20 protein-coding genes are annotated in these 25,497 nt (G+C 63.1%); 7 read left to right on the forward strand and 13 right to left on the reverse strand.

Features of this window, described 5'->3' with window-relative positions:
• The first annotated feature begins 5 nt into the window (after positions 1-5).
• The 5 genes from exbD to JBO08_RS13470 all read left to right on the forward strand — a co-directional run bounded on the left by exbD (position 6) and on the right by JBO08_RS13470 (position 5,900).
• A complete protein-coding gene (gene exbD / locus JBO08_RS13450) occupies positions 6-431 on the forward strand; it encodes a TonB system transport protein ExbD (protein ID WP_017526806.1) in 426 nt (141 codons plus the stop codon).
• Positions 428-1,177 carry an energy transducer TonB gene (locus tag JBO08_RS13455; RefSeq protein WP_065880286.1) on the forward strand — a complete coding sequence of 250 codons (750 nt, stop codon included), beginning with the start codon at positions 428-430 and terminating at the stop codon, positions 1,175-1,177. The genes exbD and JBO08_RS13455 overlap by 4 nt, the downstream gene beginning before the upstream one ends.
• Before the next feature lie 240 nt (positions 1,178-1,417).
• Positions 1,418-2,338, forward strand: coding sequence for a hydrogen peroxide-inducible genes activator (locus tag JBO08_RS13460; RefSeq protein WP_003213305.1), 921 nt, complete (start codon positions 1,418-1,420; stop codon positions 2,336-2,338).
• Positions 2,339-2,346: 8 nt separating this feature from the next.
• Positions 2,347-4,422: an ATP-dependent DNA helicase RecG gene (gene recG, locus JBO08_RS13465; protein ID WP_065880385.1), complete on the forward strand. Its 2,076-nt coding sequence runs from the start codon at positions 2,347-2,349 to the stop codon at positions 4,420-4,422.
• 77 nt (positions 4,423-4,499) lie between these two features.
• Positions 4,500-5,900, forward strand: coding sequence for an aminoacyl-tRNA deacylase and HDOD domain-containing protein (locus JBO08_RS13470; protein WP_220074665.1), 1,401 nt, complete (start codon positions 4,500-4,502; stop codon positions 5,898-5,900).
• A 131-nt stretch (positions 5,901-6,031) separates the two neighbouring features.
• On the opposite strand, the gene JBO08_RS13475 is transcribed toward JBO08_RS13470, so the two are convergent.
• The 13 genes from JBO08_RS13475 to tagH all read right to left on the reverse strand — a co-directional run bounded on the left by JBO08_RS13475 (position 6,032) and on the right by tagH (position 23,524).
• On the reverse strand, positions 6,032-6,406 hold the full coding sequence (locus JBO08_RS13475) for a hypothetical protein (RefSeq protein WP_003195530.1): 375 nt from the start codon (positions 6,404-6,406) through the stop codon (positions 6,032-6,034).
• Positions 6,407-6,530: 124 nt separating this feature from the next.
• A complete protein-coding gene (gene tagQ, locus JBO08_RS13480) occupies positions 6,531-7,457 on the reverse strand; it encodes a type VI secretion system-associated lipoprotein TagQ (protein WP_049710921.1) in 927 nt (308 codons plus the stop codon).
• Positions 7,458-7,541: 84 nt separating this feature from the next.
• Entirely contained in the window at positions 7,542-9,251 is a 1,710-nt protein-coding gene (locus JBO08_RS13485; protein ID WP_065891311.1) for an SUMF1/EgtB/PvdO family nonheme iron enzyme, read from the reverse strand.
• On the reverse strand, positions 9,244-10,428 hold the full coding sequence (locus JBO08_RS13490) for an ABC transporter permease (RefSeq protein WP_220074664.1): 1,185 nt from the start codon (positions 10,426-10,428) through the stop codon (positions 9,244-9,246). The genes JBO08_RS13485 and JBO08_RS13490 overlap by 8 nt, the downstream gene beginning before the upstream one ends.
• Entirely contained in the window at positions 10,428-11,132 is a 705-nt protein-coding gene (locus JBO08_RS13495; protein ID WP_220074663.1) for an ABC transporter ATP-binding protein, read from the reverse strand. The genes JBO08_RS13490 and JBO08_RS13495 overlap by 1 nt, the downstream gene beginning before the upstream one ends.
• A complete protein-coding gene (locus JBO08_RS13500) occupies positions 11,132-14,110 on the reverse strand; it encodes a serine/threonine-protein kinase (protein WP_065875488.1) in 2,979 nt (992 codons plus the stop codon). Before JBO08_RS13500 ends, JBO08_RS13495 begins: the two co-directional genes overlap by 1 nt.
• The gene (locus tag JBO08_RS13505) at positions 14,107-14,826 is read right to left on the reverse strand and encodes a PP2C family serine/threonine-protein phosphatase (protein ID WP_065875489.1); all 720 of its coding nucleotides are present in this window, start codon (positions 14,824-14,826) and stop codon (positions 14,107-14,109) included. Before JBO08_RS13505 ends, JBO08_RS13500 begins: the two co-directional genes overlap by 4 nt.
• Entirely contained in the window at positions 14,827-15,480 is a 654-nt protein-coding gene (tagF, locus tag JBO08_RS13510; RefSeq protein ID WP_065875490.1) for a type VI secretion system-associated protein TagF, read from the reverse strand.
• Entirely contained in the window at positions 15,477-18,977 is a 3,501-nt protein-coding gene (tssM, locus tag JBO08_RS13515; RefSeq protein WP_220074662.1) for a type VI secretion system membrane subunit TssM, read from the reverse strand. Before tssM ends, tagF begins: the two co-directional genes overlap by 4 nt.
• Positions 18,974-20,263 (reverse strand): DotU family type VI secretion system protein, encoded by a 1,290-nt coding sequence (locus tag JBO08_RS13520; RefSeq protein ID WP_065875492.1) that lies wholly within the window; start codon positions 20,261-20,263, stop codon positions 18,974-18,976. Before JBO08_RS13520 ends, tssM begins: the two co-directional genes overlap by 4 nt.
• 6 nt (positions 20,264-20,269) lie before the next feature.
• The gene (gene tssK / locus JBO08_RS13525) at positions 20,270-21,604 is read right to left on the reverse strand and encodes a type VI secretion system baseplate subunit TssK (protein ID WP_065875493.1); all 1,335 of its coding nucleotides are present in this window, start codon (positions 21,602-21,604) and stop codon (positions 20,270-20,272) included.
• An 18-nt stretch (positions 21,605-21,622) separates the two neighbouring features.
• Complete coding sequence (gene tssJ / locus JBO08_RS13530; RefSeq protein ID WP_065875494.1) at positions 21,623-22,132, reverse strand: type VI secretion system lipoprotein TssJ; 510 nt, start codon at positions 22,130-22,132, stop codon at positions 21,623-21,625.
• Positions 22,133-22,189: 57 nt separating this feature from the next.
• Entirely contained in the window at positions 22,190-23,524 is a 1,335-nt protein-coding gene (gene tagH, locus JBO08_RS13535; RefSeq protein ID WP_220074661.1) for a type VI secretion system-associated FHA domain protein TagH, read from the reverse strand.
• A 391-nt stretch (positions 23,525-23,915) separates the two neighbouring features.
• Here tagH and tssA point away from each other — a divergent pair, with 391 nt between their 5' ends.
• Both tssA and tssB read left to right on the forward strand, forming a co-directional pair.
• Complete coding sequence (tssA, locus tag JBO08_RS13540; protein ID WP_065875496.1) at positions 23,916-24,935, forward strand: type VI secretion system protein TssA; 1,020 nt, start codon at positions 23,916-23,918, stop codon at positions 24,933-24,935.
• 54 nt (positions 24,936-24,989) lie between these two features.
• A complete protein-coding gene (gene tssB, locus JBO08_RS13545; RefSeq protein ID WP_003231688.1) occupies positions 24,990-25,496 on the forward strand; it encodes a type VI secretion system contractile sheath small subunit in 507 nt (168 codons plus the stop codon).
• Position 25,497: the final 1 nt, after the last annotated feature.

A 25,497-nucleotide genomic window follows, 5' to 3' on the forward strand; every position in this document is an offset into this window, starting at 1 on the left:
CGGCCATGGGCCTGCATTTGAATCAAGGCGACGACGAACTCGTCGAGAACCACGAAATCAACGTCACGCCGTTTATCGACGTGATGCTGGTGCTGCTGATCATCTTCATGGTGGCCGCACCGTTGGCGACCGTGGACATCAAGGTCGACCTGCCCGCGTCCAGCGCCAAGCCTGCGCCGCGGCCGGAGAAGCCGATCTTCCTCAGCGTCAAGGCGGACCAACGCCTGTTCCTGGGTGAAGAGGAAGTCAAGACTGAAACCCTGGGGCCGGTGCTCGACGCCAAAACCCAAGGCAAGAAAGACACGACGATCTTCTTCCAGGCCGACAAAGGCGTGGACTACGGCGACCTGATGAGCGTGATGGATGCCCTGCGGGCAGCCGGCTACCTCAAGGTAGGCCTGGTCGGACTTGAGACGGCAGCCAAGAAATGATCACAACGCGCCACAAACTGACGCGTTATGGCACCAGCCTCGCCGTCGTACTGGGCGTGCATGCCGTCGCGATCGCTATCGCGCTTCATTGGTCAGCGCCGCGTACGGTGCAGTTGCCACCGGCTGCCATGGTCATCGACCTGGCACCGATGCCAGCCCCACCGCCGCCGGCACCGCCCAAGGTGGTCACGCCGCCGCAACCGCCTGCCCCGGTCGAAGAGCTGCCCCTGCCGAAACTGGCCGAGGCACCCAAGCCGACGATCCAGGTGCCCAAGCCCGTCAAGCCCAAGCCAAAACCGCAGCCGCCCAAGCCTGTGGAGAAAAAGATCGAGCCACCCAAGGAGAAACCCTCCGAGGAACCGCCGAGCGACGCTCCACCGACTAACACGCCAGCGGAAAAATCGGCCCAGCCCGTACCTGGCCCGTCGCCGCAACAGGTCGCCGCCAAAGCGTCCTGGGAAGGCGCACTGTTGGCGCACTTGCAGAAGTACAAAAAGTACCCGCCAGGTGCCCAGGCCCGTGGCAAAGAAGGCTTGAACCGCCTGAAATTTGTGGTGGATGCCGAAGGCAACGTGCTGTCCTACGAGTTGGTGGGCCGTTCCGGCAACGCTGACCTGGACCGCGCAACCCTGGACATGATCCGTCGTGCCCAGCCGCTGCCCAAGCCGCCAGCCGATATGTTGAAAGGCGGCAGCATCGAGATCGTTGCACCGTTCGTGTACAACATCGAGAAACGCCGTCGCTAAAGGTTGCAGGAGTCAGCTTGTGTGGGAGCTGGCTTGCCTGCGATAGCATCACCTCGGTGCAACTGATAGACCGAGGTGCCTGCATCGCGGGCAAGCCCCACATTTGAATTCACTGCCTCAAAAAATCCGTTTTTAGCTAAATCCTCCGCACTCCCCGCTCAATCCCCAGCAAAGTTCTGATAACGTGCGCCTATCGATTGCAGCCGGTATGCTTGGCCCGCAACTTCATGGACGCCCGCTATGACTCTTACAGAATTACGCTACATCGTTACCCTCGCCCAAGAGCAGCACTTCGGCCACGCGGCCGAGCGTTGCCACGTCAGCCAGCCGACGCTGTCGGTGGGCGTGAAAAAGCTTGAAGACGAACTCGGTGTGCTGATTTTCGAGCGCAGCAAGAGCGCCGTGCGCCTCACCCCGGTGGGCGAAGGCATCGTGGCCCAGGCCCAGAAGGTACTGGAGCAGGCGCAAAGCATTCGCGAACTGGCCCAGGCCGGCAAAAACCAGCTGACTGCACCGCTGAAAGTCGGCGCCATCTACACCGTCGGCCCGTACCTGTTTCCGCACCTGATCCCGCAACTGCATCGCGTCGCGCCGCAGATGCCGCTGTATATCGAAGAAAACTTCACCCACGTATTGCGCGACAAACTGCGCAACGGCGAGTTGGACGCGATCATCATCGCCTTACCGTTCAACGAAGCAGACGTACTGACCCTGCCGCTCTACGACGAGCCGTTCTACGTGTTGATGCCCGCCTCACACCCGTGGACACAAAAAGACACCATCGATGCCGGCCTGCTCAACGACAAGAGCCTGCTGCTGCTCGGCGAAGGCCACTGCTTCCGCGACCAAGTGCTGGAAGCCTGCCCGACGCTGACCAAAGGCAACGACGGCGCCAAGCACACCACGGTGGAATCCAGTTCCCTGGAAACCATTCGCCACATGGTCGCTTCCGGCCTGGGCATTTCAATCCTGCCGCTGTCGGCAGTGGACAGCCATCACTACGCCCCCGGCGTAATCGCAGTGCGCCCACTGACGCCGCCGGTGCCGTTCCGCACCGTGGCGATCGCCTGGCGCGCCAGCTTCCCACGGCCCAAAGCGATTGAGATCCTCGCCGACTCGATTCGCCTGTGTTCGGTGGCCAAGCCGCCTGCCGCGAGCTGAGCAACGGTATGACAGAGCTGTCGCAGGTGTCGGTGACGGCACTCAAGGGTGTCGGCGAGGCCATGGCCGAGAAGCTGGCCAAGGTCGGCCTGGAGAACCTCCAGGACGTGCTGTTTCACCTGCCCCTGCGCTACCAGGATCGCACCCGCGTGGTGCCCATCGGCCATCTGCGCCCTGGGCAGGATGCGGTGGTCGAAGGCACCGTCAGCGGCGCCGACGTGGTGATGGGCAAGCGCCGCAGCCTGGTCGTGCGCCTGCAGGACGGCACCGGCGGCCTGAGCCTGCGCTTTTACCATTTCAGCAACGCGCAGAAGGAGGGCCTCAAACGCGGCACCCGCGTGCGTTGCTATGGCGAAGCGCGGCCCGGCGCGTCGGGCCTGGAGATCTACCACCCGGAATACCGCGCCATCACTGGCGACGAACCGCCGCCGGTCGACACCACACTCACCCCGATCTACCCCCTCACCGAAGGCTTGACCCAGCAGCGCCTGCGCCAACTGTGCATGCAGACCCTGGCGATGCTTGGCCCGAAGAGCCTGCCCGACTGGCTGCCCCTGGAACTGGCCCGCGACTATCAACTGGCGCCGCTGGACGATGCGATTCGCTACCTGCATCACCCGCCCGCCGACGCCGATGTCGATGAACTGGCGCTGGGTCATCACTGGGCCCAGCACCGCTTGGCCTTTGAAGAACTGCTGACCCACCAACTGTCCCAGCAACGCCTGCGCGAGAGCATGCGTTCCCTGCGCGCGCCGGCGATGCCCAAGGCCACGCGTTTGCCTGCCCAATACCTGGCCAACCTCGGCTTCGCGCCGACCGGTGCCCAGCAGCGCGTCGGCAATGAAATCGCCTACGACCTCAGCCAGAAAGAGCCGATGCTGCGGCTGATCCAGGGCGACGTGGGCGCGGGCAAGACCGTGGTCGCCGCCCTCGCTGCCTTGCAAGCACTGGAAGCCGGTTACCAGGTAGCGCTGATGGCACCCACCGAGATTCTCGCCGAACAGCACTTCATCACTTTCAAGCGCTGGCTCGAACCGCTGGGCCTGGAAGTCGCGTGGCTGGCCGGCAAGCTCAAGGGCAAGGTGCGTGCGGCCGCGCTGGAGCAAATCGCCGGTGGCGCACCGATGGTGGTGGGCACCCACGCACTGTTCCAGGACGAAGTGAAGTTCAAGAACCTCGCCCTGGTGATCATTGACGAACAGCACCGCTTCGGCGTGCAACAGCGCCTGGCCCTGCGCCAGAAAGGCGTGGGTGGCCGGATGAACCCGCACCAGTTGATCATGACCGCGACGCCGATCCCGCGCACCCTGGCCATGAGCGCCTACGCCGACCTCGACACTTCGATCCTAGACGAATTGCCGCCCGGCCGTACCCCGGTCAACACTGTGCTGGTCACCGACACCCGCCGTGTCGAAGTGATCGAGCGCGTACGCGGTGCCTGTGCCGAAGGCCGCCAGGCGTATTGGGTGTGCACCCTGATCGAGGAGTCCGAAGAACTGACCTGCCAGGCGGCCGAAACCACCTTTGAAGACCTCACCAGCGCCTTGGGTGAGCTCAAGGTCGGGCTGATCCACGGGCGCATGAAACCTGTGGAAAAGGCCGCGGTGATGGCCGAATTCAAGGCCGGCAACCTGCAACTGTTGGTGGCCACTACCGTGATCGAGGTGGGGGTGGACGTGCCCAACGCCAGCCTGATGATCATCGAAAACCCCGAGCGCCTTGGCCTGGCGCAACTGCACCAGTTACGCGGCCGTGTTGGCCGGGGCAGCGCCGCCAGCCATTGCGTGCTGCTCTACCACCCGCCACTGTCACAGATCGGCCGTCAGCGCCTGGGCATCATGCGCGAAACCAACGACGGTTTTATCATCGCCGAAAAAGACCTCGAACTGCGCGGCCCCGGCGAAATGCTCGGCACTCGCCAGACCGGCCTGCTGCAATTCAAGGTTGCCGACCTGATGCGCGACGCCGACTTGCTCCCCGCCGTGCGCGATGCGGCGCAAGCGTTGATGGAACGCTGGCCGGAACACGTCAGCCCGTTGCTGGATCGCTGGCTCAGGCACGGGCAGCAATACGGTCAAGTGTAAGGTGCGACGCACTTAACCGACCTACAGGTGTATCAAGCTGGTTATACTTCGATGACTGTACGAAATTGGATCAGGCCATGTCAGAAGTCGCCCTCGCCACAGTCCCACTGACCGCCCCGCCGGTCATTCGGGCTCTGCTCGCAAAACTCGCCATCCCCTACACGGAAGTCAGCGATCTACCGGGCCTGAATCCTGCGCAAAAGGTCCAGGCGGTGCTGCTGGAAGATGCAGTGGGCGCGCTGATGGTGCTGTTCCCGCAGAACCAGCTGCTCGACCTCAACCGCCTCGCCGAGCTCACTGGCCGCCGCCTTATCGCCGTGTCGCCGGACCGCGTCGCACGCATGCTCGGCAAACATGAGCTGAGCCTGTTGCCGGGCCTGCCGCCGCTTACCAGCTCGCCGTGCCTGTACGAAGGCAGCCTGCTCAACGAGCCGAGCCTGCTGGTGCATTCGGGTGAAGCAGGCCTGTTGCTGGAGATCTCCAGCGACGCCTTCAAGACCATGCTCACCAAGGCCAGCGCCGGCCACTTCGGCGAGCCGCTGAGCAACATCCGCCCCAACCTTGACCGCCCGAATGATGACCGTGAGGAAATCACCCAGGCCATGCAGGCGTTCACCGCGCGCCGCATCCAGCAGCGCCTGGAAGCGACCATCGAGATTCCCCCGCTGGCCGACACTGCGCAGAAGATTATCAAGCTGCGTGTCGACCCCAACGCCACCATCGATGACATCACCGGCGTAGTGGAGACCGACCCGGCCCTGGCCGCGCAAGTCGTGAGCTGGGCCGCGTCGCCGTACTACGCGTCGCCGGGCAAGATCCGCTCCGTTGAAGACGCCATCGTGCGCGTGCTCGGCTTTGACCTGGTGATCAACCTGGCGCTGGGCCTCGCGCTGGGCAAGACCTTGAGCCTGCCCAAGGACAACCCGCACCAAGCCACGCCGTACTGGCATCAGTCGATCTACACCGCCGCCGTGATCGAGGGCCTGACCCGCGCCATGCCGCGCGCCCAGCGCCCGGAAGCCGGCCTGACCTACCTCGCCGGCCTGTTGCACAACTTCGGTTATCTGCTGCTGGCGCACGTGTTCCCGCCGCACTTCTCGCTGATCTGCCGTCACTTGGAAGTCAACCCGCACCTGTGCCACAGCTATGTCGAGCAACACCTGCTGGGCATCAGCCGCGAGCAGATCGGTGCCTGGCTGATGCGCTACTGGGACATGCCGGATGAGTTATCCACCGCGCTGCGCTTCCAGCACGACCCGACTTATGACGGGCAATACGCTGAGTATCCGAACTTGGTGTGTTTGGCCGTGCGCTTGTTGCGCAGCCGGGGGATTGGTTCCGGGCCGGATGAGACGATTCCGGATGCGCTGCTTGAGCGCCTGGGGCTGACGCGGGACAAGGCTGAAGAGGTAGTCGGCAAAGTGCTGGATGCCGAGGTGTTGCTCCGCGAACTGGCTTCCCAGTTCAGCCAGGGCTGAGTCTATTGCCTGTTACTCCGCTATCGCAGGCAAGCCAGCTCCCACATTTTGACCGAGTACATTCTTTGGAATGCGGTCGAATGTGGGAGCTGGCTTGCCTGCGATGAATCCACCTCGGTCTACCTGTAAGACTACTTCTTTTTCTTCGGCTTCAAATACTTGGTCAACCCCTGGAACCAGATTACCAGCGCCGGGTTGCCCTTGATCTGGATCGACTTGTCCTGAATCCCCGTCATGAACGCCAGTTGCTTGTTCTTCGCCTGCATCGTGGCGAAGCCGTAGGCGGCATCTTTAAAGGCAATGGCAAACGCCGGCGCAGGGTGAACACCTGAGCGGCTGGTGATGCGCTGGTCTTTGACGATGAAGTGACGGGCAACCTTGCCGTCGAGGGTTTGCAGCTGGAAAGCCAGGTCTTTATCACCCAGTTGCTGCTGAAAGGCAGGATTGGTGCGGCTGGCTTTGCCCATCATCAGGCCAAGCACCCACAGCAGAAGACGAAATTTCATGCACACGGCCTCGGTGTAATTATTGAGTGGCCGCAGCAGTTTAACGATTTGCAAAGAGAACGCCACCGATCTTGCGCATTAGCGGAAGATCGGCTGGCGTTTGACGCTTATAGCAGCATGTTACTTAAACGTTTGGGCAAGGTACCGGTGCCCAGTCGACCAGGTTTGGATCGCGGCAGGCGCCTTCCATCTGAGCCTTACCGGCGCTGGCGACCTGCTTGCTTTCAGCTTGCTTGGCCTGCACGGTCTGGATGCTCTTCTCGGTAGTGACCGCTTCTTTAGGCACGACCGGCAAGTCCTTCTTCTTCGCGACTTTTGGCGGATTCTTGCCTTTCTTGGCCGGTACAACCGGCGGCGCCACGTCGGCCTGGGCCACGGTGACCACGTCATTACGCTGCACGCCCACTTGCTGCAGGTCTTTCTCGTAGGCCTGGGTGTAGTTGTTCAGGTCTTCGCTGGCTTTGCCGTTGACCGCGACGATCAGGTCATTGGATTCCTTCAGACCCGAAACGATTTCCGCCAGGCGCTTGCGGCCTTCGGTGTCGTTGACGGTCTTGGCCTTGCGGTCGGCCACCAGCTTGGTGAATGCGCTCTGGTAGCACTGCTGCGAGGCTTTGGCGTAAGCGGTGCTGCGGTCGATGTCGGACGCGCTTTTGTTAAAGTCGGTGGAGTAGGAAGCAATGCGTTGGTTGTCATCGCTGATCTGCTTCTGACGCTCGGTGTAGTAACCCGCCGCGCCGCCAGCCAGGGCGCCGCCCGCAGCGCCAATCGCGGCGTTGCGGCCGCGCTTTTCCTTGTCGCCAGTGAAAGCACCCAGCAGTGCACCGCCGGCCGCGCCGATGGCCGCGCCAGTGACGACCGACTTGGTCATGTCCGAATCAGTCGCGCGCAGGTGCTGCACCGGCTCGTAGCAGTTCGGGTAGTACTCGACCTTGGTGCTCGACGCGACCTTGGAGGCCGGCGACGTGGCACAACCGGTCAGCACTGTGCTGAAGCCGGCCGCGATCAGCAGCAAGTGACGCTTGGAAACCGCCTTACGGGAAAAAAGCATAGGTGTGTTCTCTTTTAAGTTTGACTTGCCCAGCACGGCCCACCGCCGCCTGAGTCCCTTCCAAGCTCGCCATACAGCCAGCGATCATCGCTGACCGCTCGCTGCGAGCAATTCCTTCAAGATCGTCGCCGGGTCGGCCCGCTGTTGCTTGCGGTAGTTGCCGACATGACGAACGAACAGTGTTGCGCGCGTCACCAGGCTCTTGCCGAGCACAGGCTTGCGATCCAACTCTTCCTTGATCCGTTGAAACTGCGCCTGGATCACCGCATCGGTATAGCGCGTGCCGGTGGCCAGGTTGTCGATATAGATCGCCACTGCGCCATCCAGCGCGCTGCGGCCGTTGGCAATCGCCATGTCAAACAGCTGCGCGCTGGCCTCGTCTTTGTTGTCGATAGCCTGCTGACGACTCTTTTGCAGATTGGCCAAGCGAATGTTGTAGTTGCTGATGGTTTCGGCCACCAACGCGGCGGACTGAATCAGGTTGCCCGCCGCTTCTTCGCGTTGCTGGGCGATCAGCGAGACGTTGCGCTTAAGTTCTTCGTTGACCAGCCCAAGCTCGGCTTGCAGCTTGGGGTCGACGCTGGCAGCGATAATACTGTCCAGGCGTTTGGTCGGGTCCTGGGCGTCGTCGATGGCGTCAGTCAGCGAAGCCAGGCGGCCCTCCTTTTGCCACTGCGCGAACAGTTCCTTGTAGCGCGAACGCGGCGCCGACAATGCGCCAATCGCCACGCGAAAGCCGGTGGTCTCGTTGCTTTGCTCGGTGCCGTCGGCCGCAAACAGCGGGTACTCGCGGCGCATGCCGGTGAACAGCGTGCCCTCGCCTTCCAAATAGTTGCCGCCCTTGACCACAAAGCCGCCATAGGTGCCCTGACGGCGCCCGGCATGCACCAGCTGGAAGGATTCCTGGACCATTTCCGCCGCATTGCCGATCACGTCGAACAGGCCAATCGGGTTAGGCAATTTGGTGCCGATGGGCATCAGGCGTGCGGCCTGGCCAGTGCCGCCGGCGACCTGGTTGAACACGGCGTAATCGCCGAGCGGGCCGTCGCTTTCGCTGCCCTCGACACGGCGCGGAAACAGGCGCCCTTCAAGGTCCTGACGGCTCACGGCTTGGCCACCGCGCGCGGCATATTCCCATTCCACTTCGGTGGGCAGGCGCACAAAGCCCAGCCCGCCATCCTCCGCTGACGAACCGCGCCCGCTGACCGGCAGCAACTCGCGGTGGTATTTCATCAGCCAGGCGCTGTACACCGCCGAGAAGCGCTCGGCTTCAAAGCGCGACAGTTTCACCTTGGGCAAGCGCCCGGCCATGCCGGTGGGCGCGTCGCACGCAGGCGCCGGTTCGCCACTGGCCAGTGACTGCGCCTGGGCCATCACTTGGGCGTATTGGCGTGCAGTCACTTCGTACTTGCCGATGAAATACAGCATGGGCTTGAGCGGGGTCTTGGCGTCAGTCTTCGGCATCAATGGCGCGATGACTTTGTTCCAGTCTTTGGGCAAGTCCTTGAGGGTGAACTGGCCGTTGATGAAGTCGCGGCGGTAACCGGAAATAAACGACTGCTGATAGCCCGCCTCGCCTTCGGCAAAGGGGTAGCCGAGGCTGATTTCGCGATCGTCCAGGGTGCCTTGGGCCAGCACGTAGGCGTAGCGAAACACCATGTTGCCTTCACACGGCAGCGGCAGGCTCACGTCATCCGGCAACGGCTTGGGGTTGTCGAGTTTGTCACTCGCTTCATCAGCCCAGGCCATTGAGGCCAGGCTCAGCGCCACGGCGGCGCCCAGTAACTTATACATCTCTGATTCCTTCAGAAGCCTGGATACGCGCCACTCGCCAACCGCCACACACCGCCGCCACGGCGCTTACGCCGAGCACAGCAGCCAGGGCCAGGCCGTAATGACGCGCCAGCAGATGGCTGGCGTATTCGCCCGGCACCTGCACGAATAATTGATTCAAAGCGGCCTCGGCCAGGCCGTACAACCCGGCACTGAGCGCAGCCGCAAAACCTGCGCTGTACAGCGCCTGCACCACCACAAACACCAACAGCCCGCCCGTGGAAAACCCCAACAGGCGCAACACGGATAACTCTCGACGCTTGCGCGCCACGGCGGCCAACGCTCCGGCAAAGATCGCCGCAAACGCTCCCGCCAACGCCAGCCCGCAGATCACCCAAAATACGATCGACAGGTTGCGGCTTAACGACTGCACTTGCGCAATGGTCTGCGCCTGGGTCGACACCAACACATTCTGCCCGGCGAAATACACCCGCAGCGGCTCCACATCGGTGAGGTTGCGGGCATACAGCCGAAACGCGGGATACACGCGCTGTTCGCTCACGCCCGCCTCATCACCGGCCCAACCCAACGTCGGCACTGCACGGCCATCGCGGTAATCTTCAACCGCTTCCAGCAAACTCAATTCAGCAAACAAACCGTCACGGGCAAAGGCTTCCAGCGGCAATACCGCCAACACCCGCAAGCGCGTGCGCTGGGCTTCGACGCGTCCCGCCACTTGCCGTGCAAAGCTGGTCTCCAGCCAATCGCCAGGCCGCGCCGCGAGCTTCTCAGCAGCGGTGTGGCTCAGCACGATCTGATCCAGGCCCTTTGGCACCGGCAGACCGCCCAGCAACGGATCAGCCACCGCGGTCGGCAGCATTTCCAGACTCAGCGTGCCCACTTGCGCCGTCGCCGCAATCTGCCGCGTACGCGGCACGGCAAACGCCACATCACTGCGCTGACCGAGCTGCTCGATAAATGCACTGCTGAATCGACCACCGCCCAACGGAATAATTTCACGGGTGGCGGGGTCGGTCTGCAAACGTTCGGTCAAACTGCTAACCAGTCCAAATTTCAGGCCGAATAACACCAGCAACGGCGCGATCACCGCCACCAGCGCCAGCACCGAACAGGCCGACAGCCACGCATCGTTGCGGTAATCCTGCCAGGCCAGCGACGCCACCAGACCGATGCGCATCAGCACGCCTCCCCAAGAGTGGCGGTGACGCCGCCGTCGGTGTCGCGACGGCAACTGATGCGCCGCACCTGCAAGCCACTGGCGCGCGCCAGAGGTTCGTCATGGGTGGCAATCACACACGCCGCACGGTGTTCGCGAGCCTGGGCCAGCAACGCCTGCATCACGCGCTCGGCATTCAAGGGGTCGAGGGACGCCGTCGGTTCGTCCGCCAACACCAGCTGCGGTGCATGTGCCAGCGCACGGGCACAGCTGACGCGCTGGCGTTGGCCTACCGACAATGCGGCTGGCTTCTTGGCCAACTGGTCGCTGATTTCCAGCTGCTCGGCCAGGCGCGCCACGCAGCCATCGTCCTTCAAACCCAGCAGTTGCCGCGACAGGGCGATATTGCTGCGCACATCGAGAAAGCCCAGCAGGCCACCGGTTTGCAGCACATAGCCCAAATGCTGGCTGCGCAGTGCCGCCAGCGTGGATTGCTGATCGCCGCGCCACAGCCCACGGATATCCTGCTGATTGAATTCAAACTGCCCGACCTGATCCGGCGCCAGGACCAGCGCCAACAGGTCCAGCAACGTGCTTTTGCCACACCCGCTGGGCCCGACGATCGCCAATTGCTCACCCGCGCGCAGCGCCAGCGCCGGAATCACCAGGCTATAGCGCTGGCTGCCGACGCCCCGGCTCTTGTGCACGGCGTTCAGGTTCAGCATCACGGCAGCGTCGACAACGGCACGCGGTACAACGCATCACCCGGCTCGGCATCGCCGAAACGGACCCAATTGGCCACGTCATTGTGGAAGGTCTCGTAGAGGCGGATTTTCGAATCCAGCTCGTCGATAAAGTCTTCCTGCTCGGCCACGCTCAACGACAACCACAGGTCCTGGGTCATGTTCAGCGATTTGCTGCGGTACGGCAGGCCTTCGAGGTATTCGCCGAGGATGCCGCCGTCGGCGAGGTTGCCGCCCTTGCGCAAGGCTTGCGGGTCGCGGCTCATGTAGGCCGAGGCGCTGGCAATTTCCTGGAAGAAATCCTTGGGTGAGGTCTGGGTCTTGCGCGCTGCATCGACGATCAGTTTCAGCGACTGCTGCAGGTCGTTGAGCTGCAATTTGGTCAGCATCACGCACACCTGGAACGCCGGCAGCGCCGGGTTGGTAAGGTCGCGGTCGGCGGTCCATGCGCTGACCAGTTGCGGCGCCTGGCTTGCGGTTTTGCGCCCCAGGAAATCCATGTGCATGGCATAGCCGACTGCTGCGGATTTGTCTGCCAAGGTTGGTGCAGAACTCAGCAACGGCACCGGCTGCGGCGTATTGCTGCGCACCTGGTGCACCAGGTTGGCGAACACCGTACCGATCTCGTCGACGCGCTCGCCCAGCTTGCGCACGTCGCCACCCGGCACCGGCGTGTAGAGGTCGCCGATCTGCGGGTTGGCGTCGGCGGTGAGGATGCGGTACTGGCTTTCGGCGCCGGCGTGGGTTTTCTTGCCGGCATCGGTGCGCAGGTGCAGGGCGTAGATCTTGATCTGCTTGCCCAGCGCGGCCTGACGCACTTCCGCCTCGTTCATCTGGGTGGCGGCAAACGGGTCGTTCTTGCGCAGTGCGCCAGCATCGGTGACCAGCAGGATGATGCGCCCGCCGTAACCGGACCAATCCATGCCGTCCACCGCCTGCATCACCCCGGCGAACGCATCTTCGTTGAACGAATGGCTGGACACGGTGGACGCCTTGACCTGGCGCGCCATGTCGAGGAAGCGTTGCGGGTCGCGACCTTGATCGAGGCTGATCAGGGTCTTGGCGACGTATTCCAAGCCAGGGGTTTTCTTGATGCTGCTGCGAAAACCCACCATGCCGAAGCTGACACTGTCTAACTCGCCGCGCTCGCCGATGCGGGTTTGCAGTTCGTGCACCACGTCACGGATCTGGTCGATGTAGGGCTGCATCGACACGGTGGTGTCGACCACCAATACAACGGCCGTGCGGAAGGCGTCGGCATTCGCCTTGATCACAGGCGTGGCCGGTTTAACCGCGCTGGTACCTGGATCGATGGAAGCCACATTGAGCAACTGCACCGGCTGGCCGTTTTCGTCAAAGCTCTCTTTGGAGTCGAAGATCGGCAACAGGTAGAACTGGTTCTGCGGCACGGCGCTGGCAGTCGGTTCCAACGCGAGGACCTGGCCATTGTCTTCGCTGTTTTTCTGCGCCTTGGCCAGCACGCCTTTGGCGGCGGCCGGGTCAGCCAACAGCTTTTCCACTTCGCCCGATTGGCGCAGGAACATCACCGGCGCCCGGCCCGAGCGCTCGGTGAATTTCAGCACCAGGCTCTGCTTCCAGTCGCTGACCTGCGCGGCCGGCAACCAACCATCGCTGCGCCCATCGGTGGCCGCGCCGACGCGTACCCACGGGCTGCCGTCGACGTCTTTGCGCTGGTAAACATAGAGTACGGAGAACGCCGGCAGCGCCTTTCCTGGCGCGCTGCCGGCGTCCGTTGAAAGCTTCGCACCGGGCTTGCTGAGCACGCGCTGGAACAGGGTCTTCTTACCCGCCATCAACAGCGGGCGCTGACCGCCATCCACTTCAGCGACTGGCGGTGGTGGTGGCGTCACCTTGGGCACCACCGCAGCAGGCGGTTTGGCCGGCTCATCGCTGCCGCTCAACCACCAATAACTGGCGCCACCAATGGCCAATGCAACCGCTACCGCAACAGCGGCCAGGGCCAACACCGGCCCACGGCGTTGCTCGGACACGGCTTTGTGTTGCGTCGGAGTCACCACAGGTTGGCGCACTGCAGGTTGCGGCTGTGGTTTATCGGTCGGAATATCGATGGTGACCGGGGTCATGCCCGCCAGATCAAAGCTCAGCGGGATCGGCAGCGGCCGCACCAGCGTGGCTTCCGGTGAGTCCGCCGGCAGTTGGTCCAGCGCCAGCAACAACGCCGCCGCATCCGGGAAACGTTCCGCCGGGTCCTTGGCCAACAGCTTGCGCAGCACGCCCTGATAACGGCCGTGGTGCACCGGCAATTCCGGCAACGGCTCGGTCAGGTGTGCGAGCGCAGTCGAAAGCGCATCGGTGCCGCTGTAGGGCAGCTTGCCGACAAGGATTTCATACAGCACCACGCCCAGCGCATACAGGTCGGCGCGGCCGTCGATCTCCTGGCCCCGCGCCTGTTCCGGGCTCATATAGCTCGGCGTGCCCACGGCAAAACCGGCCTGGGTAAATTGAGTGCGGTCATCCAACGACTTGGCGATACCAAAGTCGGACAGCACCGCCGTGCCATCGGCGCGAAACAGAATGTTCGCCGGCTTCACATCGCGGTGCACCAGGCCTTGAGCGTGGGCATAGCCCAACGCCGAAGCGATCTGGCGGATCAGCGTCACGCCCTGCTCCGGCGTCAGGCCAGCGGCAATACGCTCCTTGAGCGTGCCGTTGGGCAGGTATTCCATCGCCATGTAATACAGCTCACCGACATTGCCGATGTCATGGATGGTCACCGTGTGCGGGTGCGACAAGCGCGCCAGGGTCTTGCCCTCGCGCAGGAAACGCTCGCAGAAGCTCGGGTCGGCCGCCAGTGCCGCCGCCATCACCTTCAACGCCACCTTGCGTTCCAGCGAACGCTGGGTCGCCAGGTACACGCTGGCCATGGCGCCTTCGCCGATCTCGCCTTCGATGTCATAACCCGGGATGACGATGTTCATGACGATACCTTCACGACGATGGCGGTGATGTTGTCCGGCGCGCCCCGGCTAAGCCCGAGGTGCACCAGGCTGCGCACGATTTCATCCGGTGTGTCATGGCTGAGGACTTCGCGGATTTCATGGTCTTCGACGGTCTTGTTCAGCCCATCGCTGCACAGCAGGTAGCTGTCGCCGGGAGCGATCAGCAGGTCAACCGCCGCCAGCTCCAGCTGGGCTTCCACGCCCACCGCGCGGGTGACGATGTTGGCGCGCGGATGCGTGCGCGCATCGGCTTCGCTGAGCAGACCGCTGTCTTGCAGGTCCTGCACGTAGCTGTGGTCGCGGGAAATGCCTTCAAGCACGCCGTCACGCAGGCGATACAAGCGGCTGTCACCGGCCCACAGGCACACGCCACGCAAGCCTCGCGCCGCCAGCAACACCACGGTGCTGCCCATCATGGTCACGCCACGGTTGGCGGTTTCTTCGCGCACGGCAGCGTTGATGCGAATCAGGTCATTGCGCAAGGCCGCGCAATATTCTTCAAGGGAACGGCCCAGCGCCACACCGCGCAGGCTGTCGACGATCAGGCTGCTGACATAATCCCCCGCCGCATGCCCGCCCATGCCGTCGGCGACTACCCACAGGCGGTTTTCCGGCAGGTCCAGGCAGGCGTCTTCGTTGACCTGGCGGACCATGCCCACATGGCTTTTGCTCGCGGATTTGTACGTCGACCCCATCTACACCACACCTTCTTGTCCGAGCAAAAACTGCGCAAAATCGCCAGCGGCAGGCAGGCCCTGACACCGCAATAAACCAGGGGAAATCTGTTGCGAACCACGGCCCCACCACAAACTCGCGCCTTCACAGGCCTGTTCGGCGAGTGCGGTCATGCGCCCATGGGGCACGGTAGCGCTCACGCGCTGCAGGCCGGCGAAGCGGCTGTCCACTGCGCGCGGCTCAGTCGCCGGCAAGCCCAGGGTGTCGAGGCCGTCATTGAAACGCTCAAAGGTGGCGCCGGCATCCAGGGTACTGAGCAACAGTTCTTCGGCCTGCTCGAACCAGGTGTCCGGCCCGCCCACGAGGGACGCTGGATTGGTGTCGTGATCAAGCAGCGCCACCACGGCCAGCGGGAAATACCGCCCGACCCGGTCAATGCTCGGCATCACCACACCCGCCGCCGCATCCGGCCCGCATACGCCCGGCGCCAATACAAAACGCCACAACGGGCTGACCAGGTACACATTGAGCCAATCACCGCCGAGGCTGTTTTGGCTGGCGAGCAAGCCTGCCGCCAGCCAGCTGTCCCACGGGCCGATAAAACTCTGGGGCAAGGCGCGGCTGACAAAGTCGCCGCGGCTGGCCAACTTGCCGTAGAAACCCAGCGTCGTCATAGCCGCTCCGGCAGGCTGAAGCCGCTGAGCACGCGGCTCTTGAACGGGTTGAAGGCGCTGTTGGCGCGCAACTCGTAGGCGATGCTCGCGCCGTCGACCCGCAGGCGCAGGTTGAAACGGTCCGGCGAATTACCGGCGGTAAGGTCCGATTGCTCCAGCAAACGGAACCACGCCCACGGCCCGTCGAGGGTCACACCGGAGCGGCCACTGGCCGACGGCGGCATGATGGAAATACGCACCACACCAATGCTGCCGGGGTTCGGCCATTGCATCGCAACCGGTCGGCTTGGGCCGTGGTCGTAGCTCAATTGCTGGCCATCGAGGTCGAGCAGGAACTGGGTGATGGTCGGGTCCATCGACACGGGCTTGAGTTCGAAACGCACGACGGGCTGCGTGCCCCCCGATCTGAAGAACGCATCACGAATGGTCGCCGCACGTTGGAAGGTTTGCAGCACGCCCGGTGCAATCCCGAGTTTCTGCGCCGCGCCCGGCTGCCAGCGCCAGGTTTGTGCGGAGGTGTCGACGTAAGGCTGCAGGTATTTGCGGAAGTAGTTGTCCATCACCCCGCCCACGCCGAAAAATTGGCCGAAGTCGTCCAAGGTGGCATCGCGGGCGCTGCCCGGCGACATCGGATAACGCCCAGCCAGGGACTGGCGATACACGTTGACCACTTCACTGACCCACGCCGCGTTCAGTTGGTTACGCACCCCGCCCATCATGCTGTTGGTGGTGGAATTGACCACCGACTTGACCATGCCCTGCACCAGCGGCGGCTGGCGCTCGGCATTCAGGCTGACCCGCGTGGCCGCAGCCGCCGCCTGGTTCTTCGCCTCGCCCAGCAACGCATCGCCGCTGGCGCCGACCATGGCGCTGACCTGCACATACAGCGCGTTCATGTCCGTGAGCAGGCCGTCGATGGCCGCCGGTTCGCCTTCGCCCTTGCTGACGATGCTGTTGAGTTCGGCGAAGTGCGCGGTCACCGGATCATCCGCTGCTTGCGGTGCATTGGGGGTCGGTTGTTCCTGGCCGAGCAGACTGCCCAGGCGCTCCTTGAGCTTGTCGACGCCGCCTTCTACCGGCACGCCTTTGGCGGCCAACTGGCGTTCTTCGGCTTGCAGGTCGGTTTCCTTGGCCACCGCCACCAGCAGTTTTTTCAGCGGCGAGGTCGGGCCGGATATCACCCGCAATACGTCGGCCGCCTGGGCCACGCTGGTGATCGGCACAAAGTCGATGTCCGCCAGCAAGGCATCCCACTGGCGCTGGTAGTCCTGGAAATACAAGCGGCGCACATCGGCGGCCAGGCTCACCACGTTCTGCTGGTCGGCCTGTTCATGGCCCAGCACCCATTGCTCTTCGGCAAGGGTGCCGGTCTGGTTCAGGCTGCTCAGCAGGAACGCCTGGCGATAGCCTTTGGCGGTGAAGAACCCACTCAGCGGCTCGCCCAACGGCTTGCCGCTTTTACGGCTGAACACCAGCGCCGCGTCACGGCCGGCGGCTTCGTTGATACGAAAATCCGGAATGCCTTCGGGCAGTTTCTGGCGCTTGACCCGGTCGTAGACGCGCTGGGCCACCGGCAGTTGTTGCAACTGGCGGCGCAGGTCATCAATCAAACGTGGGTCGAGGCGCGCGCTTGGCGGATGGCGCTCGAACAACGACTGCAAGTGCCCGGCCAATGCTTGGCGCTGATCAGCCGGCAGGTCGCGCGGCAGGTTGCGGTCCCAGTCGAGGGCGATCCAGGCCTTGATGAAGTCCGGGTCGTAATGCTCGGTGTCAGCGAGCATCAGGTAGGCCTTGAGGCCTTCGTAGAGGAAGTCGGAATTGCCGCCGCCGTGCAGTTGCTCTTCGATACGCGTCACCAGGCGTGGCGCGAACACGGCGATCAACAGCTTGCGGTAGACGCTGGCGGATTCGGCTTCGAGCATGTCGCCTTGGTACAGCCCCAGGCCTTCGGACCAGCTCGGCGAGTCGCCTGCCAGGTTCTTCACGGCGTTGAGCAACGGCAGCACGGCGAGCACTTCGCGCTGCGCCGGGCTCAGGTTCTGGACGGTCTGGCCCAGCGGCGCGACCTTTTGGTCGACCTGGGCGATATACGCCTGGTTGGCGCGATAACTCACCCACCACAGGCTGCTGACCACCACCACCAACGCAACGGTGGCGGCGAGGACACCACGAGCAATCCACTTGCGCCGCCGCTCGACCTTGGGGTTCACCCCCACCAGGCCGCGCTCGGCAAACGCCACGGCGGTGAAGAGTTTTTCGATGAAGTAACTGCGGCCGGTGCCGCTCTGGCGTGCCAGGTGCTGGCGGTCCAGATTCATGCTCTGGGCCATCGCGCCGATCAAGCGATCAATCGGGCTGCCCTCCTGGGTACCACTGGTGAAATACACACCGCGCAGCAACACGCGCTCCTCAAACGCATTGGGCTTGAACACGCCTTCGAGGAAGCTTTGCAGGCAATCCTTCAACGCGCCGAACTGCTGCGGGAAACCGTAGATCAGGTCACGCCGCGCTGGGTCACGTTCTTGTTGCAGGCGTTCGACCAGGCGTTCGTTGAGGCGCTGTTCCAGGCCGGCGAATTCGCTCTGCAGGTGCGCTAGCGGGCTGTCACTGTTCTTGCCATCGTCCAGGGCAAAGGTCATGCCCCACACCTGGGCGCGGTCTTCCTTGCTCAGGTTGTCGAAGAACTCCATGAAGCCCGGCACCAGGTCGAGCTTGGTGAGCATCAGGTAGATCGGGAAACGCACGCCCAGTTGGGTGTACAGCTCCTGGATACGCAGGCGGATGGCCGCGGCGTGGGCGGCACGTTCCGCATCGGTGCCCAGCAGCAAGTCCGACAGGCTGATGGCGATAAAAGCGCCATCGATAGGCCGACGCGAGCGCTGCTTTTTCAGCAGGTCGAGGAAGCCCAGCCACGCGGCTTTATCCACCGTGGAGTTGCTGTCCTGGGTGGTGTAGCGCCCAGCGGTGTCGAGCAACACGGCCTGGTCGGTAAACCACCAGTCGCAGTTACGTGTACCACCAACACCACGCACGGCACCCGCGCCCAACTGCGCGGCCAATGGGAAATGCAGCCCGGAATTGACCAGCGCGGTGGTCTTGCCCGAACCCGGTGGGCCGATGATTACGTACCATGGCAGCTCGTAAAGATTGCGGCGCTCATCGCCACCGAGCTTGGCCTTTTTCAGCAGCGTCAGCGCTTCGTCCATGCGCTGGCGCAAGGTGGTGAGTTCTTCGGCCGTGGCGACGCTGTTGGGGTCGGCCGGGGTTTCGGCGGCCAGGCTGCGCATCACTTCGGCGGCCTGGCGGCGGGCCTGGATGATGCGGAACACGCGGTAGGCAATCCACAGCGCAAACACCAGGATGATCAGCGCCCAACGACGCCCTTCCGGCACCAGCACGTCGAGCAACGGCCCGACAAACCAGATGATCAAACTCAGGGCGATCAGGCCCAGCACGGGGATCACCCAGCGAATCATAAAACTGAAAAACGCCTTCACTCGACGCCCTCCGCCAATACGGTGATTTCAACCCGACGATTACGGGCGCGGCCTTCGGCTGTAGCGTTGGTGGCTACCGGCTCGGTGTCGCTTCGGCCCTCGGCGCTGAAGCGATCCGCCTGGCCGGTCTTGGCCGCGAGGATCTCCAGCACTGACTTGGCCCGTGCTTCGGACAACGCCCAGTTGGACGGGAAGCGCAGCGTGGCAATCGGGCGGTTGTCGCTGTGCCCGGTAACGCGCACCTGGCCCTTGACCTTGCGGATGGCGTCGGCGATGCGCAGCATCAGCGGCTGGTAGTCATCCACGATGCTTGAGCTGGCGGACGCAAACAGTTCATCGCCACGGATGGTCACCACGGAACGGTCAACGGCATCTTCAACGGCAACGCGGCCGGCCTTGATGTCTTCCACCAGGAAGCCAGCCAGGCGCGGGCGTTCGATCACTTTCGGCTGTGCCACGGGACGGTCGATGGCCTGCACCGGGATTTCGCCCAGTGCATGGATATTCTTGAACACCGGCTCGGCATCCGAAGCGAGCTTGAGGCGCAGGCCAAACAGCAACGCCAGCAACAGCGCGACGCCGATGGCCACGGCGATCCACGGCGGCATGAATTGCGCCAGGCGATCCCGTGCCACGGTCACGCCGCGCCAGTGCGGCGACAGCTCGCGCTCATGTTCGCCACGGGCGCTGCGGATAGCGGCGGCGGTGCGTTCACGCAGGGTTTCCAAATGGCTGCGACCGTCGTTCATCACGCGGTAGCGGCCTTCGAAACCCAGGCACATGCACAGGTATAACAGCTCCAGCAGATACAGGCGCTCCCGTGGGCTTTGCAGGCAGTGATCAAGCAACTGGAAGACTTTTTCCCCGCCCCAGGCTTCGTTATGCACGGTGATCAACAGGCTTTGCTTGCCCCAATCACTGGTGCTGCCCCAAGGCGTGCTCAACACCGCTTCATCAAGGGCGGTGCACAACGCGTAACGCGCCAACAGCACTTCGTTGCGGGCGATGCCGGCCGCCTCTGCGCGCTCTTCGAACTGGCGCAGGTAGGCCAGCAACTGCGCGCGCAGGCTGGCCGGCGCCGGGTGGGCGATGGTGTTGCGCAGGCGCGTCAGCAAGGCGAGCAAAGGGCCGGCGGCGCTTTCCAGCGGGTTGAGGCCCTGGCTCTTGCCAGTGAGCATCGGCGCAGCCGGCATCGCCAGCGGCGAGGGTTCAGCACGCACAGGCTCCGGCGCGCGGCCACCGGGGCGCGGCATGAACTGGGTGCGGTCATCATCATTGGGATGCATCGCGGATTATCCTCGGATCGCCCAGAAGGCCAGGTTCAAGCCCGGGAACTGCCCGGCGATGTGGAAAGCGAAGCCGCCGGAATTGCTCAGCTGTTGCCAATGCTCGCTGCCACGATCCAGCTCGTAATACGTCGAGCCTGCGTGGTACGGCAGTTGGCGTGGCGCCACCGGCAACGGCAACAGGCCGATCCCCGGCAGTTGCAGGTTAACCATGTCGCGGATGTGCTCCACCGAACCGACTTTGCTCTGCTGGCCGAAGCGCGCGCGCAGGGTTTCACCGGGCACATCGGCGCGCACCACCAGGATGAAGCTGGCGCTGTCGATCAGGGTTTTGTCGGCCAGCATCGCCACGTGGATGCCATAGGCTTTCTCCACAATCGGGATCGGCGTGGCTTTGCTGTCGATCAGCATCGACAGCGCTTCACGCAGCGCGGCCATGACCGGGGCGAAGCTCAGTACCAGGTCGTCGTGCTGATAGTGCGGGTATTCCTGAGGGCGCCGGCCCGAGGTCGAGAACGTCGAAAACTCGCCGGCCAGGCTGACCAATTCACTGAAGAAGCGTTCAGGATGCAGCGGGCTCAACTGGCTCAAATGCTGGATCAGCGGTTGGGCCCGGTTGACCAATTGCAGCAGCATGAAATCGGCAATCTCCGAAGCACCACCCGCGCCCGAGGCAACTACGCGGCCGGCCAGGGCTTCGCCGCGCTGGTGCAGCAGGCCGAGCAGCTCGCTGCGAAACGCCGTCAGCGGTTTGCTTGCGGCCACGTCCAGTACGGGCGGGATGTAAGTGTCGTCGAGCACCAGCGCACGGTCGACGCGTTTTTCCTTGATGCGCACCAGGCCGATAGCGGCGTAATCGCTGACGCCATCCTGGGCGGTCAACAGGCGCAGGGCGCGAGAGCCGACAGCCACTGGCGCACGGTTTTCGAAGGGGGCGTTGTCGTCACGTACTTCCCGCACCTGGCTCACATAACGCGCGGCTTCCAGGGCCTCGCCTTCGTCCACGGTATCGCGGGCGCCGGCGCGCTTGAGCGGCAAGGCCAGGTACACCAGGCCGTCGCGCAGGTTGTCGTCGATATTCAGCGGGCTCGGCGCGAGGTCATCATGGGGGATGTTGAAGGGCGTACCGTCGGGCAACAGGCCGCGCGCCGAGACGATTGCCAGTTTGCCCTGGGCCAGCAGGCCCTGATCGATCAGCAACTCGGAAAACCCCCAGGCGCCTGCGGACAACGGGCGGCTGCGGGCGTCGATCAGGTTTTCCAGGTAACGGTCATGCTGTTGGAAGTGCTGCGTTCCAATGAACATGCCTTCCGACCAGACCACGCGATTGTTCCAGGACATGGGGGCTCCGATTGCTTCTTATTGGGCAGGGCTGGATGGGGAGACCACGACGTCGGCGCGCACGGCACGTACATCGAGGCTGATCTGGTATTCGGTGTACTGGCGCGCGGGCACGTTGATCACCGTGCGCCATTGCGCGCGGTCCAACTCTCGATAGCCCACCAACAGCCCGATCTGGCGCGTGGACGGGTCGAGGTCGCGCTGGATGCTCAGTTGCTCGCCGGGCTGCACCATCACTTCGTCCTGGTCCAGCAGGTCCAGGCCGAGGGTGGATTGCGCGCGATCCGCCAGGGCGAAGTAATCGGCGCGTGCGAAGGTGGCGGCGTTTTTCAGCTCGAAAATACGCACCCGCACCGGGGCGGCCTGGCCGTTGGCGCCGGGGTTAAGCCCGTTGATCGCGTGGAAGTGCAGCTCGACAGCAGCTGTATCGGCCTCTGCTTCTGCCACCGCTTCGGGTTTCGCGGCGTCTTTGGCACACGCCGTCAGCAGTAGCAAGGTGGCGACTGCGAGTAAAAACCTGGGAATCATCCTGCGTCCTCAATGACGTACTTAGCTATCCGTTAATCCATGTGTTGCGGCGCGGGTTTAGCGACGCTGTCGTGCGCTGTGTTCTTCGTAGGCCCGGCTGAATTCGCGGCCGAACAGGTCCTGGAAATCTTCCTGGGCCTCGCGGGAAATATTGCTGTAGAGCTCGGTGAACTGCTGCCAGTACTGGGCCTGGCGCGAGCCGTTGAAAATGCTCGACAGCCCGCCGGGCTTGCCCATGCGTTCTTCCAATTGCGCGGGTTCAAAACGGCTGAGCAGGTGCTTGATCGCCGCCTCCACGCCGGCCATCACCGCCAGTTGGTGGGCACGCAGGTCGTTGAAACTGTCGCGTACGGCGAGGTCCGGTGCCATGAACGCCTGGTTACCGTGGCGCAGCAAAAGCAGCAACGCTTCGTCGGCATTCGGGGCGAATTTCAACGGATTGTTTTCTGCAGGCTGGATCATCGTCTGCTGCATGCGGAACTCGCCCTTCAGGCTGGCACGGGCACGCAACACGTCGATCAGGCCTTCGACCATCAGGCGGTAGCTGCGGCCGATGCTTTCCATCTGGGCTTGCGCCTGGGTTTTATCGAGGCTCAGTTGATCGAGACCAGCACCGCGCAGGAAGGCTTGCAGGAGATCGGGTTGTTGGCTGTCTGCCACTGGGCGCACAGGCTCGACCAGGGGTGGCGGCTGGATCGCCGGCGCGGGCGGTGGAGTGGGTGGTGCGCTGACCACCGGCGCCGGCGCATCGCCAAGCAGGTCCCAATCCTCAGGAATCACCGAACCTGACACCACAGGTTTCTCGAACACTGGCACGGTGACGGGCGTCGGCGGGCGGAAGTCATGCTGTTCAGAGGGCACGTGATCCGCCACGGTCGGCGGCGGCACGGCGGTGGGGCTGAGGAAGTCAAACAGGTCCGGCAGGGTGTCCATCGACGAAGCGCCCTGGAACTGGGGCGCGATAACCGGTGCTGGGATTGGCGTGGGCGTGCTCACCACGGCGCCCAGCAGCGCTTCAAAGCTGTTCGGCGAATCACCGGCAAACGGCTGGCTCTCGACGGCCTGCACGTTGAAATCGATACGTGCCTGGATCTCGTAATCGCCGATACGGATCAACTCACCATCTTGCAGCGGCTCGCTGTTACCCCGGCGCATACGAACACCCGCTTTAACCAACTCCACACCATTAGTGCTGTTATCGGTTAGGTAATAACGGCCGTCTTTGTATTGAATAACACAGTGTTGCGAGGAAACCAGGCGCTCAGGGTCAGGCAGGATCCAGTCATTTTCCGAGCTGCGGCCGATAGCAATCGCGCCCTGGTTCATGGACTTTTCGGAGCATTGCCCAGGGGTAATCTTGTGATAACTAGTGATAGTCAAACACAGCGACATCTTGCCTCCTTGCTGATACTTCGCGCGCGGTCGATTCCCGGAACTGCGCCTCCGGGATATCCTCATCAGGTCGAGCAACCGACCCTATAACCTGCCAATGCCAGCATGATCGCTGATCTTAACTGGGCTCTGTGACAAAAATCCTGCCCCGGTGCGTCGTTCGACCCACCAGTCGCCCAGGTTGTTAAGCACCGCACATCTGTCACAGAGGGCGAATAGCTTACCTTGACAAGGCATAAGTACTACACCAAAAATGCACAACTTCTTGAATACCAGTAATGGCACATTAATAGCAGTGCGCCTATATGACCAAGAAAACATGCAAAGTTCCTCGCGCAACTAACGCATGAATTGCCCGTCATCTAACGGGCTGATAGGGAGATCGATTTCAGTGGATGTGCCGTTGCTGCTCACCGCCGTTTCTACGACTTCGCCGTGTGGCGAAGACATGGAATATGACGCGCAATTTTTGCAATTGGAGCGTGATGCCAAGGGCCAACCCGAGCGCAGCATGGGCGACTCCACCCTGCCCGCTGAACCGCCGGAATGGCGCAGCATCCAGCAGCAAAGCCTCGACTTGCTGGCGCGCAGCAAAGACCTGCGCATCACCCATTTCCTGCTGCAAAGCTCCCTCGCCCTGCAGGGCGTGGCTGGCTTAGCCGAAGCCCTGACACTGATCAACGCGTTGCTGCGCGACTACTGGGCCGACCTGCACCCGCGTCTGGATGCCGACGACGATAACGACCCCACTGTGCGCATCAACGCCCTCACCGGCTTGACCTGCGACACCAACATTCGCCTGCTGCGCGAAAGCATCCTCACGCGTTCACGCACTTTCGGCCCCGTGAGCCTGCGCGCTGCGCTCAACGCCAGCGGCCTGCTGAGTTTCCCCGATGAACAACTCGGCGCCCAGCAACTCACCGCCGCGTTCCTCGACAGCGACCCCGAGCAACTGCAAGCCACCCGTGACGCCCTGATTGCAGCGCGTGCGGCGTGCGAAGCCATCGAACAGCAAGTCAATGATCAGGTCGGTTCCGCCCAGGGCGTGGACCTCAGTGCCTTGAAGCAGCCGCTTAAACAGGCGTTGCAGATACTCAATCAAGCGGTGCCTGGCACCGACAGCAGCAGCGAACCCGAGGCCGTCAGTGACGACAATGCCCCCTCGGTCGACTTCGCCGCCGCCCCCGCAGCACCGCGCCCCGCTGGCGATATCGCCAACCGCGACGATGTGTTGCGCAGCCTCGACAAGATCCTTGCGTACTACACCCGGCACGAGCCTTCGAGCCCGTTGCCGGTGCTGTTGAACCGGGCGAAGCATCTGGTGCACGCCGACTTCGCGGCCATCGTGCGCAATCTGATTCCCGACGGCATGTCCCAATTTGAAAACCTGCGCGGCCCGGACGGCGAGTAAGCCGCCCGGCAGTCCAGTAACAACACCGTCGCTCAAGCGACCAGGAGCAGCAACGTGGCGAAGCAAAGTTCTCAGAAATTCATCGCGCGCAACCGCGCGCCTCGAGTGCAGATCGAGTACGACGTCGAGCTTTACGGCGCCGAGAAAAAGGTCCAGCTGCCCTTCGTGATGGGTGTGATGGCCGACCTCGCCGGCAAGCCTGCCGAGCCTTTGGCGGCGGTGGCTGACCGCAAGTTCCTTGAAGTGGACGTCGACAACTTCGACTCACGCCTCAAGGCCATGCAGCCGCGCGTGGCCTTCCACGTACCGAACGAGCTGACCGGCGAAGGCAACCTGAGCCTGGACATCACCTTCGAAAGCATGGACGACTTCAGCCCGGCCGCCGTGGCACGCAAGGTCGACTCGCTGAACCAACTGCTCGAAGCCCGCACCCAGCTGGCCAACCTGCTGACCTACATGGACGGCAAGACCGGCGCTGAAGAAATCATCATGAAGGCGATCAAGGACCCGGCATTGCTTCAGGCACTTGCCAGCGCGCCTAAGCCTGCAGGGGACCAGTAAT

The sequence above is a fragment of the Pseudomonas sp. LAP_36 genome (genome assembly GCF_019456785.1).
Lineage (GTDB): Bacteria > Pseudomonadota > Gammaproteobacteria > Pseudomonadales > Pseudomonadaceae > Aquipseudomonas > Aquipseudomonas tritici.

Coding starts and splice junctions, on each gene's coding strand:
- JBO08_RS13520 (WP_065875492.1), bottom strand. CDS start 20,263: ATGCATCCCAATGATGATGACCGCACCCAGTTCATGCCGCGCCCCGGT.
- tssK (WP_065875493.1), bottom strand. CDS start 21,604: ATGTCCTGGAACAATCGCGTGGTCTGGTCGGAAGGCATGTTCATTGGA.
- JBO08_RS13495 (WP_220074663.1), bottom strand. CDS start 11,132: ATGCTGAACCTGAACGCCGTGCACAAGAGCCGGGGCGTCGGCAGCCAG.
- tssJ (WP_065875494.1), bottom strand. CDS start 22,132: ATGATTCCCAGGTTTTTACTCGCAGTCGCCACCTTGCTACTGCTGACG.
- JBO08_RS13475 (WP_003195530.1), bottom strand. CDS start 6,406: ATGAAATTTCGTCTTCTGCTGTGGGTGCTTGGCCTGATGATGGGCAAA.
- tagH (WP_220074661.1), bottom strand. CDS start 23,524: ATGTCGCTGTGTTTGACTATCACTAGTTATCACAAGATTACCCCTGGG.
- tagQ (WP_049710921.1), bottom strand. CDS start 7,457: ATGCTTTTTTCCCGTAAGGCGGTTTCCAAGCGTCACTTGCTGCTGATC.
- JBO08_RS13485 (WP_065891311.1), bottom strand. CDS start 9,251: ATGTATAAGTTACTGGGCGCCGCCGTGGCGCTGAGCCTGGCCTCAATG.
- recG (WP_065880385.1), top strand. CDS start 2,347: ATGACAGAGCTGTCGCAGGTGTCGGTGACGGCACTCAAGGGTGTCGGC.
- JBO08_RS13460 (WP_003213305.1), top strand. CDS start 1,418: ATGACTCTTACAGAATTACGCTACATCGTTACCCTCGCCCAAGAGCAG.
- JBO08_RS13505 (WP_065875489.1), bottom strand. CDS start 14,826: ATGGGGTCGACGTACAAATCCGCGAGCAAAAGCCATGTGGGCATGGTC.
- JBO08_RS13490 (WP_220074664.1), bottom strand. CDS start 10,428: ATGCGCATCGGTCTGGTGGCGTCGCTGGCCTGGCAGGATTACCGCAAC.
- exbD (WP_017526806.1), top strand. CDS start 6: ATGGGCCTGCATTTGAATCAAGGCGACGACGAACTCGTCGAGAACCAC.
- tagF (WP_065875490.1), bottom strand. CDS start 15,480: ATGACGACGCTGGGTTTCTACGGCAAGTTGGCCAGCCGCGGCGACTTT.
- JBO08_RS13500 (WP_065875488.1), bottom strand. CDS start 14,110: ATGAACATCGTCATCCCGGGTTATGACATCGAAGGCGAGATCGGCGAA.
- JBO08_RS13455 (WP_065880286.1), top strand. CDS start 428: ATGATCACAACGCGCCACAAACTGACGCGTTATGGCACCAGCCTCGCC.
- JBO08_RS13470 (WP_220074665.1), top strand. CDS start 4,500: ATGTCAGAAGTCGCCCTCGCCACAGTCCCACTGACCGCCCCGCCGGTC.